We start from the raw sequence: 17060 nt of genomic DNA on the forward strand, positions 1-17060 counted from the left end.
GGTCATCTGAAACTCCTCTTATTTCGGGCACAGCATCACTTAATCTGCTTATTGTGTCCCACTGAACAGACTTAAGAGCTCGGCAACGGTAATGTTGCCCATCTGTTGACTAAGTTTCGCATCGCGTATCGGGGCAATTGCCTCATCAAAGCGTCGCTTTTCGCTTTCTGAAAGATCAATAATGTGGACACCCGCCTCCTTTGCCATCCGCAAACCATTAGCACCTGAGCGAGCGAAGGCATCGGCTCCGGCCGTGGAGAGGGAGAGGTCCGCAACCTGATCTATCCATCCCTGTTCTTCTGGTGAAAGTGCTTCGTACACTCCCCGGTTCATTAACAGAGCGAATGGAAGTCCAGACAAAGGAAGCCAAGTCGTCAAGAAGTTAGCTGGCTCATGAAGCTGAAATGATTCAATTCCCGAAGGCGAAACCGCTACACCGTCGATGACGCCTGTTGTCAGACTCTGATGAAGGACCGTAGCGGACTGCATGATGGCACTGGCACCGAGAGCTTCAATGTATGGGATGGCGCTGCGAGTTGAGACCCGGATCTTTAGTCCATGCATGTCTTCAGGCGTCCGTACGGGTTTGTCGCGAGTAAGAAGCATCGGCGCATCATTGGACCAGAGTCCCAAAACCTTCGCTTCGTATTCCGCCTCCAAAATCGACCGGGCACGCTGCAAGGCCTCAGTGCATTCAATTGCGGTCTTGCAGACACCTGGAAAGCTGATGAGATCGGTCTTCGGGAAAAGATCAGCAGTATAGGCAGGGATGATAAGAGCAATATCGGATACCCCGCTGAGCAAAATTGAGTACTGCGCTGGTGCCGACGAGTTCAGCGCTCCTGCGGGGTACTGCCGAACAGTCAATTTTCCACCCGAAAACTTCTCCAGTTGCTGCGACAGTGGTGTAAACATGCCGTCATTTAGGACATGACCCGCCGACAAAAAATGCGCCAACGACAATTCTCTGATCTCAGATTTTTCTCCACATCCACCCGTAAATAGAAGCACAAGCACCAAAATAAACCTGCGTCTCATATCCGTTACTGTAAGTTTATTTAGAGCTGTCAGAGGGCGAAGCAGATACATGCAGAGTCAATATATCTATGTCATGAAACTGGCGATGTCTGACCGAGGTGGCCAAATGTCTCAGGAGACGAAGAGAGACATCGTGCTCCATTTGAGTTACCTCAACACGATCATCAATCCAGTCCAATTTATCCTGTAGATTCAGTTCGTCGCTACCATCCGCGCCGACCCTGAATTCCAGTATGGCTCCGTTATCTTTCTTGCTTGCCGTCAGACGTAGCACTCGCCGCTCAGCATTTCGAGTTGCATCTGTCTCACCCAATTCATCCCTTGACTGCAGAAGTGTAAGCAACGCCTCCTCAGTTGCAGCTTCCATCCGCTCTAGGATTGAAGTCAATCCTCGACGAACTACGAACTCCCGAAGAAACTCTTGGATCCGGGGTAGTTCATCCATATCAAGCTTTCCTCGGATTCGACTCTTCCGCCTTGAGACCAATGCGGTGAGCAGAAGTGCTACCAACCCGCCTGTAGTTAAACCATTACTTAAAATTCCGCCTGCTAACTCTGCAAGGTAATAGGAAGAAATCAAATCAAACTCAAACGCGATACCGACCCAAAAGGAGACACCGGCAATCAGACCATTCCGCGGATTGTCCTCCATACTCTTTACAACTTCTCGGAACCCAACCGCAAACAGGGTAGCCATGACCACGGTGATCGCAGCGGCTACAACCGACGGGGGAATTGCAAGGACGATCGCAAGTGCCTTGGGCAAGAAGGCCAGAATCAATAGGACCAATCCAGCCGTGGTCGCGGTAACTCGTGCAGCGACACCAGTGATTTCGACAGCCGCGACGGCCCCCGCATGAGGTGTATTGGGCATCGTTCCCAGGAGACCTGCCAACAGATTTCCAACTCCTTCCGCCGCTATGGAACGTTGTACCGCTCGATAATTTACCGCTTGGGTACGGCGCCGGGCTAAACGCTGAGCCGAGATCACAATGGCAATTGACTTGGTCGAACCGACCAATGCTACAAAGAGAAAAGCGGGCAATAAAGCCCAAAAAGCGGTGTCAAAACGAAGGTTCATTACAGGAGGAAATCCGGAGGGTATACCAATCCAGCCAGCATCAACTACACGTTCGACATCGTAGATTCCAAAGTATCCACCGACTAGAGAACCGACAACGATACCGGCAGCCGGTGCCCATAGGCGCATGATCCCGCGCCCCCTGAGTGCCATGATCAAGATGACGCAAATCGTGACGCCTGCACTCAGTGTCCCCACGTATGTAGGAGCTCCCGATGGCACCTCGTTAAGCATGTTGAAGAGGATCGGCATCACAGTGACGGGAAGGAGCATGATCATGGTTCCCGTGATGACAGGGGTGAGAATTCTGTGCAACAACGAGAGACGCATAGACAGCACTACCTGGGCAAGGGCCGTAACGACGACCAATGTGGCGAGCAGCCCCGCCCCACCCCGTAACAGAGCATCTGCACAAACGGCGATAAAAATCGCCGAACTCACATGGGTCAAAGCATGTCCCGAACCAATTTGACCAACCCGCTTACTCTGCAGGATCGCGGAAATACCACACGCCAAAACCGAGGCAAACACTGCCCAGGAGATGAGTTCCTCGGCACCTCCCGCTCGAAACACAATTGTTGGCAACAACACCACTCCGTTGATGGCCAGAGCAACAAGCTGCAAGCCGAGCCCCAAGGCGAGTGTCTTTGGAATCTGGTCGTCAGCTTCATAGTATAGCTTCCCCTCAGATCCAAGGTTCGAGCGCTTAACGCGAACTCCTTTATTAGTCAAAATTGATGGATTCTTTACCTTCATCCATACATGGCGTTCGGCAAAAAGGTCGCAAGTCGGGGCATCAGTGCAATCAGAATCAACGCCACGCCCATCGCGAGCCAGAATGGAATGATACCGCGAAACATCGTGTTTACTGGCACATCGGGGGCTACGCCCTTTACCACGAAGATATTCAATCCAACTGGAGGCGATATCAAGCCCATTTCAAGTGTAATGACGATCATGATACCAAACCAAATCATATCAACTCCTAAGGACTCGAGAATCGGTTGAACTAGGGGAACAGTCAGCACGAGCATGGCAAAACCGTCAAGAAAGGTACCCAATACAACGAACATTAAAAGAACTATTGCAGCTACCTGAGCACCCGAAAAACCCTGTTCTCCAACCCACTCAGATGCGACGAATGCGATTCCAGTGAATCCGAGGAAAACCTTGAAAACAAACGCGCCTAACAGAACGAGGAAGGCTATACCGCTCGCCTTGAGCGTTGCACGGACTGTTTCGGCCATAGTCTTCCTGTTCAACCTGCGCCGCACTATTGCAGCGACCAATGTAAGTAGCGCTCCTACCCCCGCCGCTTCGACGGCTGAAAAGATGCCGGCATAAATACCACCGATGGTCACGATGATGATACAGAGGATCCAAAATGCTCTCGCAGTAATCCTAAGGCTTTCCCGCCATGGAATCGATACCCTGACCTGAGGAGCTTTATGCGGATTGAATTGCACGACGATCCGGACTACGAAAACAAACAAGAGTGTTAGCAGAATTCCAGGTATTACCCCGGCCATGAATAGACGTCCGATACTTTCTTCGGTAATGATCCCATAGATGACCAGTCCTGCGGACGGTGGGATCAGTATGCCGAGTGTTCCCCCGGCAGCAATGGCACCGGTAGCCAACGAGTCATCGTACTTGTACCGTTGCATCTCTGGAAGAGAAACGCGACCCATAGTCATTGCAGCTGCTAAGGACGACCCCGAAAGGGCCGAGAATCCTGCACACGCAATGATTGAAGCCGACGCAAGACTGCCTCGGAAACGTCCAAACCATGTATGGGCAGCTCGGTAGATATCTTGGCTCATCCCAGAGACCGCAGCCAGATTCCCCATTAATATGAACAGTGGGAGTATCGTAAGAGGGTATCGAGAAGCGACCGCGAATATTTCTCCAGCTACGACTGGCACCGCGGCGGTAGGACGAATCAGGATGATTCCTGCGGCTCCCACGATCAGCATTGCCAGCCCTGCAGGCACACGAATGAAAAGCAGGACGAGCAGTGCACCAAAAGCTACTAGGGCAATTCCCGTGCCGTCAATCATTCGGGTGGTTCATTAGGATCCTCTGTATTCCATGAAGCAAGCCCAAGGACCGCTTGGGATGTGAGCAACAATCCGTAAACTGCAAGCGATGCTCCCAAAATAAAATAGAATGGTGCGTGAGGGATTGAAACGCTGCTGGTCGCAGCACCACAGGGAAGGCCGCAACTCCCATGGGAAAACAGGGCAAACGCAGCCATTGCCGTCACTCCAACGCCAAGAAGACGAGCAATCAAATCTGTGACTCTAGTGATCGGCCGGCCCCAAATACGTGCGATCAAATTCACACAAACGTGAGCCCCCTCCCCTGCACCATAAGCGATCGCCGCCGACACCACGACCGTAAGTGACATCGTGGAAAGATCCTCAGCCCAGATGAGTGAATCATTCAGAATGTAGCGCCAGAAGACTTCGGCCACCGTGACTCCCAAAAGCACCGTAAGCGCTGCACCGCCGACAATCCCGAAGCCTGTAATCAAAAGCCGGCAATACCCCTCCAATCGCGTGATACTGGAAATGTGGTTTTCGAAAATTCTCATGTTTCCTATCGTAATGATTCGGCCGACACCTTATCTCGAGACATACCTGATTTCCACTATTGCTACCAAGTACGGCGACACTGAGCCAATAACCGAGTAACAAATCAGGAACGCTTTCGTCTGCCCGGGAAAACCAACCTTGACTTGCATCCTAGTTCGTTCAAACAAGTGAGTCAACCACCATCGATTTACCTCAGCTTCTCCAAATTCAGGTAACTATTACCTGAGCATCAAGATAAAACTGGTTCAGAGTATATAACCGGCTTACATGCCTCCATATGCTTCATTAAAAAGGCGTTGATATAATATACATTCGCGTTGTTGAATATTATCCGATGCTGTCAACCTTGGAAGAAGCAAGTTCAATCAGGCCGGATTCCGACTCGCCACTGAGGTAATTGAACCGAATATCACAAAATAGAGATCACCTGATTGGCATCTCTCCACACCGTCCGTTTAGGGTTCTGGGACGCATTATTTGGAACCTTTCAAACTACTGAGACTACCTTTTCAAGGTGTTTGCCTCCACAAATTGAGGCTGTTGAATAAAAGCGTTCAAACTTCGGAGGAGGATTTTTCAAGGGTCATGATGGATGATTGCGAAGATTTTGGGGTGATTCCACCGTCACCCCTGCCTGAACCTGGTGTTTCAGGCAGGCAAATATTCCCGTTCTTCCCCTAAGTTTAACCGGGGGACATAGCGATCCTCGGGAATCGTTTCAAATTGTGTGCGATCGCCTCCATCACATGCTCTGCATGCACCTTCTGCAGTCCTTTCAGTTGCGTACTCCCTGAGTCAAACCATCGCTTCAGGCTCCCAAAGGTCCGTTCCACGACCCAGCGCTTGCGGCTGATCTCGCGGTTCTGCGCCGCTTGAACAGCCGTCATCGGACGATTCCGATAGCCCTTGTGCATGATCCGAGATCGACTCCCACAGGCCACCAAAAATTCATCATTCGCCTTGCTTTTGTACCCCTTGTCCGCCAAGACTTCCTGGCGGTGTGGCGTATCAACCTTCTGGATCAAGGGCACCAAGCCCCTACTGTCATGCTCATTGGCCGGGGTCGTATGCACGGCCAGAATCATGCCCGCCTCGTCCGTTGCTACATGCTTCTTATACCCGTAGATGATCTTGTTGCGCTTTCTCACCCACCGACCGTCATGATCTGCATTCGGATGGGTCTGTTGCTTGGTCGCATGATAAACCACCTCATCTCGAACCTCCTCCGGGTCGCGCTCGGTCCGATCCTCCGCCACGGCCATGCGACCACCTCCCTTCGGAGAATACGGGCTCTCGGTCAGACTCGTATCCACTATCGCCCCCACCGTGACCGCCATCCCACGTGCACGCAATTGATCGTTGACCGTCTCCAGTAAACGATCCCAGGCTCCCACCGAAACCAATCGCGTGCGAAAACGACTGATCGTGCTGTGGTCCGGTACCGTATCCTCGATCGCTAACCCACAAAAATGCCGCGCAGACAACGTGTCCCACACGTATAACTCCAGCTCCCGATCCGATAACTTGTGCCATTGGCCGACCAAGAGCATCTTGAACAACAACAGCGGACCGTATGCCTTCTGGCCACGGACACGCTTCCCCACAGGGTAATCCTCCACCAGCTGATGACGCATCGTCTCCCAGTTCATCACCTTGTTTAATTCCACATAAAACGACCGCCTCGCGGCCGCTGCATCTATATAATGTTGACCAAAACTCATCTGGACGGTATGGGGCTTGAAATGACCGGACATACCCAAATCTACAAACTCAAATCACACAAACTCAACAATATTCGGTAGTTTTGTGCAACAGTCTCAAATTATGTTTCAGTATTATCTTGCCGAGACTCATGATTGAATATTCCCAAAGAATCTCCATAATCTAGTCTGGACATTTTTCGTGCAAACTCATGATGAATAAACTATACACGCCTGTACTGATATTGCTTCTGTCAACAAGCCTCGCCTCAGCACAGTCGGTTATTTCCGGTCGCGTTTCTAACGAGGATGGGGAAGCATTGAGTGGTGCCAACATTTTGATTGAATCGCTTGAGATTGGTACATCTACAGATTTCGAGGGAAACTACAGTCTTCAGGTTCCATCAACTCACTTGGGACAGATACTGATACTGACAGCTCGATTTGTTGGCTACAGGAATCAAACCCGCGAAATCACCGTGGAGGGGGATACAATGACTGTGGACTTTGTACTGAGAACCGATCTTCTTCAACTTGATGATCTGGTGGTCATGTCCCGAAATAGGGAAGAATTACTCCAGGATGTTCCGTTGGCGATTTCAGCTTTCTCAGGTAGGGATTTAGAGTCTCGGCAGATCGAGACGACCGATCGCCTTGGTCAGATCATCCCCAACCTTATCTACAATCATTCTGGTGCTCTCGCAGGGACAAAATCCGCGGCACAAATCTACATCCGGGGCGTAGGGCAGCGTGACTATCTGCCAGTGACAGATCCTGGCGTCGCGCTTTATGTGGATGGAATATACATGCCGCGTACCGTGGGCGCAATACTGGACCTTGTTGATTTGGAGCGTGTCGAGGTATTGCGCGGGCCGCAGGGAACTCTTTTCGGGCGCAATGCTGTGGGCGGTGCCATATCCGTACACTCCAGAAGGCCCGATGCGGAAGCCCAAAAAAGCATCCGAGCGCAGTTTGGTGATGATCGCATGATCAATCTGACCGCGTCGGCAAACGGTGCACTGAAAGATGGACTATTTGGAGGTATCGTCCTAGCCCTCAGAAACCGGGAAGGATACGTGAAACGTGTCCACGATGGACTGGATATGGGAAACGACAACTTACTTGCAGCCCGTAGCACAATCATGTGGCATCCATCAGAAACCTTGGAGATCTTTGCTACCGGCGACTATTCTCGCAGACGAGAGAATGGAGCCCCAACCGTGAATGGTGGCGTGAATGATAAGCAAGCATTTGCGACAATGGGCAATGTCGCTTTGCCCGGCTGCACCGCGATCAGGATCAATCCCAACTTCCCCGAGAGCGGACCGCCAACATTCCCTCCACCAGGAAATGGTGCAAACGGAGCTGAAGGCTGCTATGGGCCCGACAGCTTTGCCGGAGAATATGTCTCGGAAGGCACTTTCCCTGTTTTTTCCGACATTGACGCTTGGGGGGCCAGTGCTCAAATCTCTTGGTCAATTGGCAAGCAAATTACGTTACTGTCTCTTACCGGCTACAGGGGGTTAGACATGGTAATTTCCCGTGATGCCGATAATACGCCAGCGAATATCTTACAGAATGAGAATGTAGTTAAATCCAGCCAACTCAGCCAGGAAATACGACTTAGTGGTGTTGGCCTTAATAATCGTATGCACTGGCAAACTGGTCTTTATCTTGCCGACGAGGTAGGGTTTTCGCGGACTTCGCTAGTGCTTCCAACTGGCTCATTTGACAGTAACTGGGATCTGGGCTACACCTCAATCGCAGGGTTTGCTCAGGCTACAACCAACCTGATTGCTGGACTTTCTCTGACAGCCGGCGCACGCTACACAAGAGACTATAAGAGCGTGTTACCAGATGTATTCGCGCTAGGTGATGCATCGCAAGGCAGACGAAGTATCCATGCCCCCACATGGCCGTTACTAAAGGGAATCTATCGTCCAATTACCGGGGCCATGAATCCTGGAGATCGTATGCTTCCGAACAGAAAGTTTACCAGGGATTTTGATGCGCTGACCGCCATGGCGAATCTTGCATATAAGTTTAGTGACAACATGATGGCCTATGTCAGCTTCACGGAGGGGTTTAAGAGCGGCGGCTTCGATGCTCGGGTCCCTACTCCCCCACCCGGCTTTGAGGCTAATTCCCCCGATGCAATGCCGACCGACTATGAGCCTGAAACACTGGACAGTTATGAAGTAGGCATTAAGTCAAATACGAGCGATGGACGTCTCAAACTGAACTTGACCCTTTTCCGCGCCGAATACGAGGATGTACAGGTCATAATCCGCCAGTCAATCAACCCCATCACGGTTAACGGAGGCTCAGCCGATCTGCAGGGTATAGAATTGGAAGGAGCTTGGGCGCCTGTTGGCGGATGGACTCTCGTGGCTAATCTGGGGTTTCTGGATGCGGAGTACGATGAACTGAGCACTGACGTTCTCGAAAGTAATACTCCAGTTCTTCCGGGTTCCAGGCTACCTAAAACTCCGCGCGCCACTCATTCGCTTGAAATTGGACGAACGCTTGATATCCGAAATCTGACGGTTGTCCCCAAGATCAACTGGACCTACATGGCATCTCAATACCACGATGCCGTAAATACCCCCCAGCTATTTCAGGAAGGATATCACCTGCTAAACGCTTCAATTAGTTTTGCAACTGCAGACGGAAAATGGGAGGTGGTGTCCGCATTCCGTAATCTCACGGACGAACGCTATCTATTAACAGGAACCTCTGCCTGGGGCACGGCAGCAGCCTACATTGAGCACGTATACGGAAGACCGTTTGAATGGTCTATATCTGCGAAGAGACTGTGGTAGAAGTGTGATTGACGACCGTCTGGAATCGCGGCACTTGACCGACCGCATGACGAATTCCGCGATGTATCACGCCCGAGGGAACACGCAAGATTCATTTCACTCGCCACGTAGTCATAAATGATCAAAAACGCTTGTAAAACAAAAGATTCCCCAGTGATCTTTTGGACTCCATTATGTATTATTCAGCACAAAATGAGCAGGTTAGGTTCTACCCAATTGATTAATTTTGGGGGCGATTGTCCAGTGGCTCCATTAGCTTACTCTGAGAAGTGGCGTGATCATAGGTGATGCGTAGAATCTTTTTTCACATCGGCAACAGAATCCAAATGCGTTCTCCAAAATTGTACTCACTGTTGTGGGCTGCAATGATCGGAAATGCCCTATTCCAGCTTTCACCGATGCAAACCTGGGCACAATCCCCTGAAACAGATCTCCCGCCTCTGATCCTTTCAAGATTGACAGGCCCGATCGAAGTGGATGGATTTGTAAACGATCCAGCCTGGGAAGAGGTGGATTCTCTGCCCTTAGTTATGTACAGTCCTGTATTTATGGGCAACATGTCTGAAAGAACAAATATTCGTGTCGCCTATGACGATAAGTACATGTATCTGGGAGCAGTGCTGTACGATAGTGATCCAGATGGAATTCGGGCAAATTCAATGTACCGAGATCGGTACAGTGGAGATGATACGGTTGCGCTCATCCTCGACACGTTTAATGACCGCCAGAATGGCCTGTGGTTCACCACCACCCCCAATAATGTTCGGATTGATATGGCCATTTCGAACGATCTGGACTCAGGTGGGCGCAGTCCGTTTGGCACAGTAATCAATATGAGCTGGGATACGTTCTGGGATTCGGCTACCCAGAGAACAGACTATGGATGGTCTGTAGAAATGCGAATCCCCTTTACAAGCTTGGGATTCCAATCCGTTGATGGCCTAGTGGAAATGGGCATGTCCGTAACTCGTCGTATTTCCAGAAAAAATGAAATCCACGAATTCCCGGCAACTCCTCCAAATTGGGATCGAGGATACGCGAAACCAAGCAGGTTTCGTAGAATCCATCTGCGTGACGTCGATGTAGGGCGCCCACTCTATATCACTCCATATGTGGCCAGCGGGATGGAAAAGTATTCGACGCTCTCAGATGATGAGACTCGGTATGATCAACCATCAAACTGGACCGGGGATGTCGGTGGAGACGTGAAATACAATCTCACCAATAACCTGACACTTGATTTAACCGTGAATACAGACTTTGCCCAGGTTGAAGCCGACGACCAGCAGGTCAACCTCACACGCTTTTCACTTTTTTTCCCGGAAAAGCGTCGGTTTTTCCAGGAACGCTCAGGCATCTTTGAGTACCGAACCGTAGGACGATCCGATAGACTTTTCAATACTCGTCAAATCGGTCTCTACGAAGGTGAAACCGTGCCCATTTATGGGGGAGCTCGTCTAGTCGGCCGCGTTGGTGAATGGGACATCGGAGTGATCAACATGCAAGCAGCCGCCGCTCATGGAAATCCTTCGGAAAACTTTGGAATCTATCGTTTGCGCAAGCAAGTCTTTAATCCCAACTCTTATGCTGGAGGTATTGCCACCACGCGCCTTGGCTCAAAAGGAAACCGAAATATTGTATATGGGCTTGATTCACAGATCAAAGTTGGAGCCAACGAATATCTGGATCTGAAATGGGCACAAACCTTTGATGAAGGTTCCTCCCGTAACGATCCAAGAGCCAATGGCTTTGCCCGGATACAAATTCAACGGCGTACCGAGGTTGGATTCTCATATCGTCTGTCTACCGCTTGGGGAGGGACAGAATTTGAACCTGGTGTTGGGTTTGTTTCGCGAACCGGTTTTGTTCAACCGTTCATTCTGGCTGGATACGGTTGGTTTGCCAGCGAGCGCTCCAAGATTCAATTCGTTCGTCCACAAGTTTTATTTGTACAATTTCTGCGCGACTCAGATGGAAGCCTTGAAACCCAAATCGCTTGGCTTGACTGGTCTCTAGATATGAAATCAGGTGATTCTCATACGTTTCAGCTAGAAGTACAAAAAGATAACCTTACCGAACCGGCGGAACTTCCAGAAGACACAGAAATTCCCGCAGGTAGATATACTTTTTACGGCTTCAATTGGGACTACATGATGCGCTTTGGCCGACTCTGGCGCATCAATGCATCCACAGAATTCGGACAATTCTACGACGGCTCCAACATTCAAATTGAGTTAGAACCCACTTGGAATCTGTCCCGATACTTGGAGTTTGGGGGAACATATCAATTCAATCGTGTGCGTTTCCCTGACCGAGACCAAGAATTTTTTGTCCATCTCGCTCGAATTCGGACACAGATCAGTTTTTCTACAGCGGCCAGCATCAGTGCTTTTCTGCAGTACAGTACCGCGGCAGATGTGGTTTCTGCAAATGTACGCTTTCGGTACAACTTCCGTGAAGGGAATGATCTCTGGCTCGTATACAATGAAGGACGTAACACCGACCGGATGGGAGAGAATCCTGTCCTCCCAGTTCTAGATTCTAGAACACTATTCCTAAAGTATACCTACACATTCATCCGCTAACAAAACGACCCGGAATTCATCGCCCATGCAGTATTATGGTCTCGTAATGATGCTAATCTGCACCATAACCCTGAACCATAATCGGTAGCGGCTCAGAATCGTTGGAGTACTCCCCTTCCAGAAGGATATGAAGAAGAACTGGATGAATGGCTGTGCAGTACCTTCCAATTATAATCCCACCAATAATACTTGTATCCTATTGAAATTGAGGATATTAGTGCGTATGTTTCTTTTGCTGTTGCAGTTATAACCATTCAAGAGATAAACCTCATGATTCGTTCAATTTGCTCGTTTGCAGTTGTTGCCGTCCTTTTCGGGTTTGCAGCCCCGACAATTGCACCTTCAGGTTCAATCGGTACAGGACCTGGTCAGATCAGCCCACGCAAGGCATATGCACAGGGCAAGTCGTTAACCTTCAAAGTACTGGCTTGCAAGGGATGCCCCATCCAAAAGTCTGAACTAGATCGCGACCGAGCAATGAGCTTGGCCGCCAGCCTGGAGGCAGTTTACGCGGAGGAGGAAACTGGATCGCCCGATGACGAGGTGGTTAAAGGGTTGTGCGGACCAGATTCGGATGAGGATGATTGCGGCATCCGTATGGAGGTCGTACATTATTTTCTGACCCGTCGCTATAAGCTACAAACGCCCGTCCGTGGGATACAAAACGATGTCATTGATGAAGAGTGAGAAAAATGGACGGACCGGATTCGCTCTCCGCAGGCTGATACTGCCTGCTCTCTTGAGCATAGCGGTTTGGTATCCGTCACAGACGGCCCTGGCCCAAGGTACGCCGTGGATTGCAGAACCCCGTACCGGTAGTGTCAGTGTCTCGTACTATAATCAGAATGCCGAAGAATTCTACCGGGGTACAGAAACCGTTAAAGGGCCTTTGGAAGCTACAGGAGCAAATCTGGGACAGAGCACAGTGTGGATCCATGCCAACTATGCAATTAATGATGCGATTGCCGTGGATCTGCAGACAGCCTGGGCAAAAAGTAATGTAGATGGTGCGGTCGGTCCGTCTGGTGGTGAAGAAAGTTACAGTGGGTTATTCGATACCAATCTTTCTGTAACTTGGCGCTTTATCGATGAATTGGTCAGCAATGCACCAAGTGTTGCGGCACGTGTTGGAGTAACAATTCCTGGTGGCTACGACACAGGTTATATCAACTCGCTCGGAGATGGCGCCAGTGGATTTGAGGGTTCATTGATTGTCGGCAAATTCTGGAATATCGCAGGCGCATCAGCAGAATTTGGCTACCGACACAGAGGGTCTACTTCGGTCAACTCCAATGCAGTCGGCGCTGGCCAAGGTGGGGATATTGATGTTCCTTCGGAGATCTTCATGAACCTGTGGGTCTTTGTTCCCGTCGGCAATCGTGTGAGAGTAGGAGGAAATTACCGCATGGTGAATGCCACATCCGGCATTGATATCGGTGGATCTGGTTTTTCGCCGAGCCGATTTCCCGGCTTGGAAGAAGATAGCCAGATTCTTGGCGGCCAGTTATTTGCCGATCTGTTTGGCAGCACGAGCGCACATGCTTTTTTCGGTAAGATCGTTGGAGGTCGTAATACGGCAAAGTCTACCGTGTTCGGTATCGGCCTCAGCGTGGGTTTGGGTGGTGGCTTCGGTGGTAGTCTGTAATCACACTTAGCTAAGCTTCGGACCTCTGTCTAACAGAATATGGCTGTTTTGGCCAAGCCTGCAGCATTGCCTTTGACCAATGAACTGATAAAAGGTCTGTTTGAATGCAATCGAAAACCATAAAACGAAAACAGGATGCTAGGGGCTCTTTTTCCCGTCGATTCGGGACTGGAGTTTTTGGGCTATTGATACTTATTGTCCCCTTCTCTTATGGTCAAGCTACAGATAGTATTTGGGAGAAATTCGATTCTTCGAATACTACCACAATTGACCACTCCGACTGGCAGGCAATCCTAGATACATACTTGGTCACGGACGACCCATCCGGTATACATCTATTTGACTATCAGGCACTCCAAGAAAACACAGCAGATCGACAGCGTCTCAATCAATACCTTGAGCAGCTTCAAGAGCTGGACCCTCGCCAATATGTACGGGACGTTCAGATGGCCTATTGGATCAATCTCTACAATGCGGTGACCATACGTGTCGTTGTGGATGCCTACCCTGTTGAATCAATTATGCAGATTAACAATGAAGAAAAACCCAATTCCGGGCCATGGAAAGACATTCATGCAACTGTAGCTGGAATTCCCCTAACGCTGGATAATATTGAACACGATATCCTGCGCCCGATCTGGCAAGACAACCGGATTCACTATGCCGTCAATTGCGCCAGTTTGGGTTGTCCGAACCTGGCATCCCAAGCATTCACGGCTGCCAACTTGGAACAACTCTTGGATGAAAATGCGAAAGAATTTGTGAATCATCTGCGTGCAGTGGAACTCTTGGATGAAGCGTTCGGGGTCACCTCAAGTCTGTATTTTTGGTATATGGAAGATTTTGGCGACTCTGAGGCTGGGGTACTGGCGCACCTACAGAAGTATGCAGATGAAGACTTGGCGGAGCAGTTGAAAGGCTTTGAGGGATCATTAGATCATGAGTACGATTGGCGCCTTAATGTAACGAGTATCCAATAGGTTAGCCTACTTCAATGATTTTTGCACTGCTTTCAAAGAATTCACATCCGCACTGCCCCCTCATCTGGGAGAAGGGTGGATCTTCTGGATCTCCACCTGAATATGTCGTAGGACAACGCCAACAGGATCACTCCATACTCAAAAGGTCGTACCCAATCTGGATGTGCGAAGGGATGCATCTCCATGTTATCCAGATTCAGCCCTGTGATATACGATAACAGTACTGCGACCGATGCCGTCCACGCCCATGCACTTGGACGGATCGCTGCAAAGGGAAGCAGCCACAACAGGTACCAGGAATTGACAACTGGCCAGAGTGCGAATAGCCCACCATAAATCCAGTCGCCCCGTACAATTGTGCCAAGAGTACTCCGCCTGTAGACCGAGTAGTAAATCCCTATCGCGATTGCAAGTACAAGCCCACATACGATCCGAGCCGTCGCGTTGGGCACCCAAGGCTTTAACAAACTAAATAAGGCCGCATTGAATTCCCATTCGCGGGTGAATACAAGTAATGTCTCCAAATCTGTACTCCCCTGCAAAACGAAAGGCAAGTAGATCAGCGCCAGTGTTCCGAGAAAGATCCCCCATACACGTAAACGTGCACGCACTAGAATAAACGGGACGACAAGCAATGCAAGAACTTTAGCCCCCACAGCCAAAGCCAAAAAGATGGCCGCACCGTAAATCCTGTCTCTTCGAACCAGCACTATCGCGGCAAGAACAAGAAATACGGCAACTCCGTCAGGATGGGCGGTAAAAGCAATTTCCTTGATCACCAATGGACTCCACGCATAGAGCAGTACTGCCGGTGCAGGTGCCAATCGAAGAAGTAGACCTATGGTCATCAGGTCGAAAAGAATCATTAATGCCTGCAATGCAGTGACACTGCCAGGAGCAAGTCCGTATCCCCCCAAAAAGACAAGTTGCGTTACCGGCCCGTAGATCGTCGGCAATTCAGGGTAGTTGATGCCATCCAGAATACGCTGGAACCGGTCAGGTATGCTCATATCCTGGAAAAAAGCTTCAGGAGGCAAACCGTAAGGGGTACCGTCCTGAATGAAGCGAAAAGCATCCCATAAGTATCTGTAGAAGTCGTCCTCATAGAAGGGACCACCAATCAGCCCGCAGATACGAAATATGATTGACCAGCCGATGAGCCGAGTCACAGGTAATTTTTGATCAGGATTGCGACGGTAATGGTCATAGAGAATGAAGGTGGCTGCCGCAACACAAATAGAGAGTCCCAGAAATAGATGGAGAGAGGGGGCTCCCGAAGTTCGAGTGATCCAGGAGAGTAATCCATAGACCAGTAGGCATGCCAAACCCGTCAGATCAATCGGAGAAATAATTCGCATCAATCTCTGCATGGGAAAGAAAGGCAGCCAGTAAGACGTTCCAGATTAAACTTGAAAAAGGGACATGTTGTAGTATCCGCCAAATGTAATACTCACCCACAGGGACACACAATGTAACGAGTTTGGGTCGCCATAGTACGAGAGCACGAAAATAATACACGTAATGACATATAGCGATCGGCCAGTCGATCCTGTCATTACAATTTTGGACGCCAAATAGTATCTTGAGGTGTCCTCGTCGATATTCACCTGTTAATCATAAGCGATGACCCGTAATCTATTGCTCACGCAGCATTATTTACGTGCTGTATTGGTTTTATTGATGCTCGCGGCTTTGAGTGTACAATCGTTGTTGGCCCAGAATCGTCGGGGTACCCCCATTCCGGAGGGACATGGGAAAGAACTGGTTGAACAGGCATGTACATCTTGTCATACCATTTCTGCAATTACAAGGTCAGGGTTTGATGGAGTGGAGATGTGGCGCTCTGTTCAGGAATCCATGATGGAATTACCCGAGTCAGATGCCGTTCGCATCGCCGAATACCTAGCCGAGCATTTTCCTGCCCGTGAAGATCGGAAACCAACCCTTGTCGATGGTCCAGTTGAAATAGATATTCAGGAATGGATTGTCCCTACGCTGGGGCAACGCTCCCGTGACCCTGTTGAAGCCCCTGACGGTGCCATCTGGTGGACAGGTATGTGGGCGAGTCTTGTGGGACGGCTTGATCCTGTGACAGGAACAATGGAAGAATATCCACTACCTCCAGAGGCACGACCACACAGTATTGTTCCAGATGATGAGGGTTATATCTGGTACACGGGCAACAGTAATGGTACGATTGGGAAGCTTGATCCAGAAACTGGAGAAATCACCGAATATCCAACCGAAGCTGGCGATCCTCATACAGCTGTCTTTCACCCAAACGGGAAGTTGTACTTCACGTCACAGAGAGCTGCAATGCTCGGCAGACTTGATCCCGAAACTGGTGAACTTACAGAGATCCCTACAGAGCCAAGACCCTATGGCATCATCGTAGCGCAGAATGGTACTGTGTGGATCGCCTATAATGGAACCAACAAGCTTGCCTCTATGGATCCAGAATCCATGGAATTACGATACTACGCCATTTCCGACGAAGATACCCGTATTCGCAGATTAGGGATTGATTCCAAAGGGATCATCTGGTATGTGAATTCCACTGGTATAGTAGGACGGCCGTCAGATAAGGCTACGGGGCGCTATGTATTTCGTAA

Annotated in this window: 12 protein-coding genes; 6 read left to right on the forward strand and 6 right to left on the reverse strand. The window is 49.9% G+C overall.

Annotated features, from left to right (window positions below; genetic code table 11):
• Positions 1–48: 48 nt before the first annotated feature.
• The 5 genes from F4Y64_01900 to F4Y64_01920 all read right to left on the reverse strand — a co-directional run bounded on the left by F4Y64_01900 (position 49) and on the right by F4Y64_01920 (position 6470).
• Complete coding sequence (locus F4Y64_01900) at positions 49–1089, reverse strand: TRAP transporter substrate-binding protein (GenBank protein MXX96352.1); 1041 nt, start codon at positions 1087–1089, stop codon at positions 49–51.
• A complete protein-coding gene (locus tag F4Y64_01905; GenBank protein ID MXX96353.1) occupies positions 1055–2875 on the reverse strand; it encodes a hypothetical protein in 1821 nt (606 codons plus the stop codon). Before F4Y64_01905 ends, F4Y64_01900 begins: the two co-directional genes overlap by 35 nt.
• Positions 2872–4179: a TRAP transporter large permease gene (locus tag F4Y64_01910; GenBank protein MXX96354.1), complete on the reverse strand. Its 1308-nt coding sequence runs from the start codon at positions 4177–4179 to the stop codon at positions 2872–2874. The genes F4Y64_01905 and F4Y64_01910 overlap by 4 nt, the downstream gene beginning before the upstream one ends.
• Positions 4176–4715: a TRAP transporter small permease gene (locus tag F4Y64_01915; protein MXX96355.1), complete on the reverse strand. Its 540-nt coding sequence runs from the start codon at positions 4713–4715 to the stop codon at positions 4176–4178. The genes F4Y64_01910 and F4Y64_01915 overlap by 4 nt, the downstream gene beginning before the upstream one ends.
• Before the next feature lie 684 nt (positions 4716–5399).
• Positions 5400–6470, reverse strand: coding sequence for an IS5 family transposase (locus F4Y64_01920; protein MXX96356.1), 1071 nt, complete (start codon positions 6468–6470; stop codon positions 5400–5402).
• Positions 6471–6628: 158 nt separating this feature from the next.
• On the opposite strand from F4Y64_01920, the gene F4Y64_01925 reads away from it, so the two are divergent.
• From F4Y64_01925 to F4Y64_01945, 5 genes are all read left to right on the forward strand, one after another.
• Positions 6629–9238: a TonB-dependent receptor gene (locus tag F4Y64_01925; protein MXX96357.1), complete on the forward strand. Its 2610-nt coding sequence runs from the start codon at positions 6629–6631 to the stop codon at positions 9236–9238.
• Between the two features lie 287 nt (positions 9239–9525).
• Entirely contained in the window at positions 9526–11823 is a 2298-nt protein-coding gene (locus tag F4Y64_01930; protein ID MXX96358.1) for a carbohydrate binding family 9 domain-containing protein, read from the forward strand.
• A 270-nt stretch (positions 11824–12093) separates the two neighbouring features.
• Positions 12094–12510 (forward strand): hypothetical protein, encoded by a 417-nt coding sequence (locus tag F4Y64_01935; protein ID MXX96359.1) that lies wholly within the window; start codon positions 12094–12096, stop codon positions 12508–12510.
• The gene (locus tag F4Y64_01940) at positions 12500–13468 is read left to right on the forward strand and encodes a hypothetical protein (GenBank protein ID MXX96360.1); all 969 of its coding nucleotides are present in this window, start codon (positions 12500–12502) and stop codon (positions 13466–13468) included. The genes F4Y64_01935 and F4Y64_01940 overlap by 11 nt, the downstream gene beginning before the upstream one ends.
• Positions 13469–13572: 104 nt before the next feature.
• Positions 13573–14448 (forward strand): DUF547 domain-containing protein, encoded by an 876-nt coding sequence (locus F4Y64_01945; protein MXX96361.1) that lies wholly within the window; start codon positions 13573–13575, stop codon positions 14446–14448.
• A gap of 41 nt (positions 14449–14489) precedes the next feature.
• On the opposite strand, the gene F4Y64_01950 is transcribed toward F4Y64_01945, so the two are convergent.
• Entirely contained in the window at positions 14490–15806 is a 1317-nt protein-coding gene (locus tag F4Y64_01950) for a hypothetical protein (GenBank protein MXX96362.1), read from the reverse strand.
• A gap of 265 nt (positions 15807–16071) precedes the next feature.
• Here F4Y64_01950 and F4Y64_01955 point away from each other — a divergent pair.
• Positions 16072–17060 (forward strand): cytochrome C (locus F4Y64_01955; GenBank protein MXX96363.1); only part of this gene is annotated, 989 nt, incomplete at its 3' end.

This window comes from Rhodothermaceae bacterium, from assembly GCA_009838195.1.
GTDB lineage: Bacteria > Bacteroidota > Rhodothermia > Rhodothermales > Bin80 > Bin80.

Coding starts and splice junctions, on each gene's coding strand:
- F4Y64_01900 (MXX96352.1), bottom strand. CDS start 1,089: ATGTATCTGCTTCGCCCTCTGACAGCTCTAAATAAACTTACAGTAACG.
- F4Y64_01945 (MXX96361.1), top strand. CDS start 13,573: ATGCAATCGAAAACCATAAAACGAAAACAGGATGCTAGGGGCTCTTTT.
- F4Y64_01930 (MXX96358.1), top strand. CDS start 9,526: ATGCGTAGAATCTTTTTTCACATCGGCAACAGAATCCAAATGCGTTCT.
- F4Y64_01905 (MXX96353.1), bottom strand. CDS start 2,875: ATGAAGGTAAAGAATCCATCAATTTTGACTAATAAAGGAGTTCGCGTT.
- F4Y64_01950 (MXX96362.1), bottom strand. CDS start 15,806: ATGCGAATTATTTCTCCGATTGATCTGACGGGTTTGGCATGCCTACTG.
- F4Y64_01925 (MXX96357.1), top strand. CDS start 6,629: ATGATGAATAAACTATACACGCCTGTACTGATATTGCTTCTGTCAACA.
- F4Y64_01910 (MXX96354.1), bottom strand. CDS start 4,179: ATGATTGACGGCACGGGAATTGCCCTAGTAGCTTTTGGTGCACTGCTC.
- F4Y64_01915 (MXX96355.1), bottom strand. CDS start 4,715: ATGAGAATTTTCGAAAACCACATTTCCAGTATCACGCGATTGGAGGGG.
- F4Y64_01920 (MXX96356.1), bottom strand. CDS start 6,470: ATGTCCGGTCATTTCAAGCCCCATACCGTCCAGATGAGTTTTGGTCAA.
- F4Y64_01935 (MXX96359.1), top strand. CDS start 12,094: ATGATTCGTTCAATTTGCTCGTTTGCAGTTGTTGCCGTCCTTTTCGGG.
- F4Y64_01940 (MXX96360.1), top strand. CDS start 12,500: ATGAAGAGTGAGAAAAATGGACGGACCGGATTCGCTCTCCGCAGGCTG.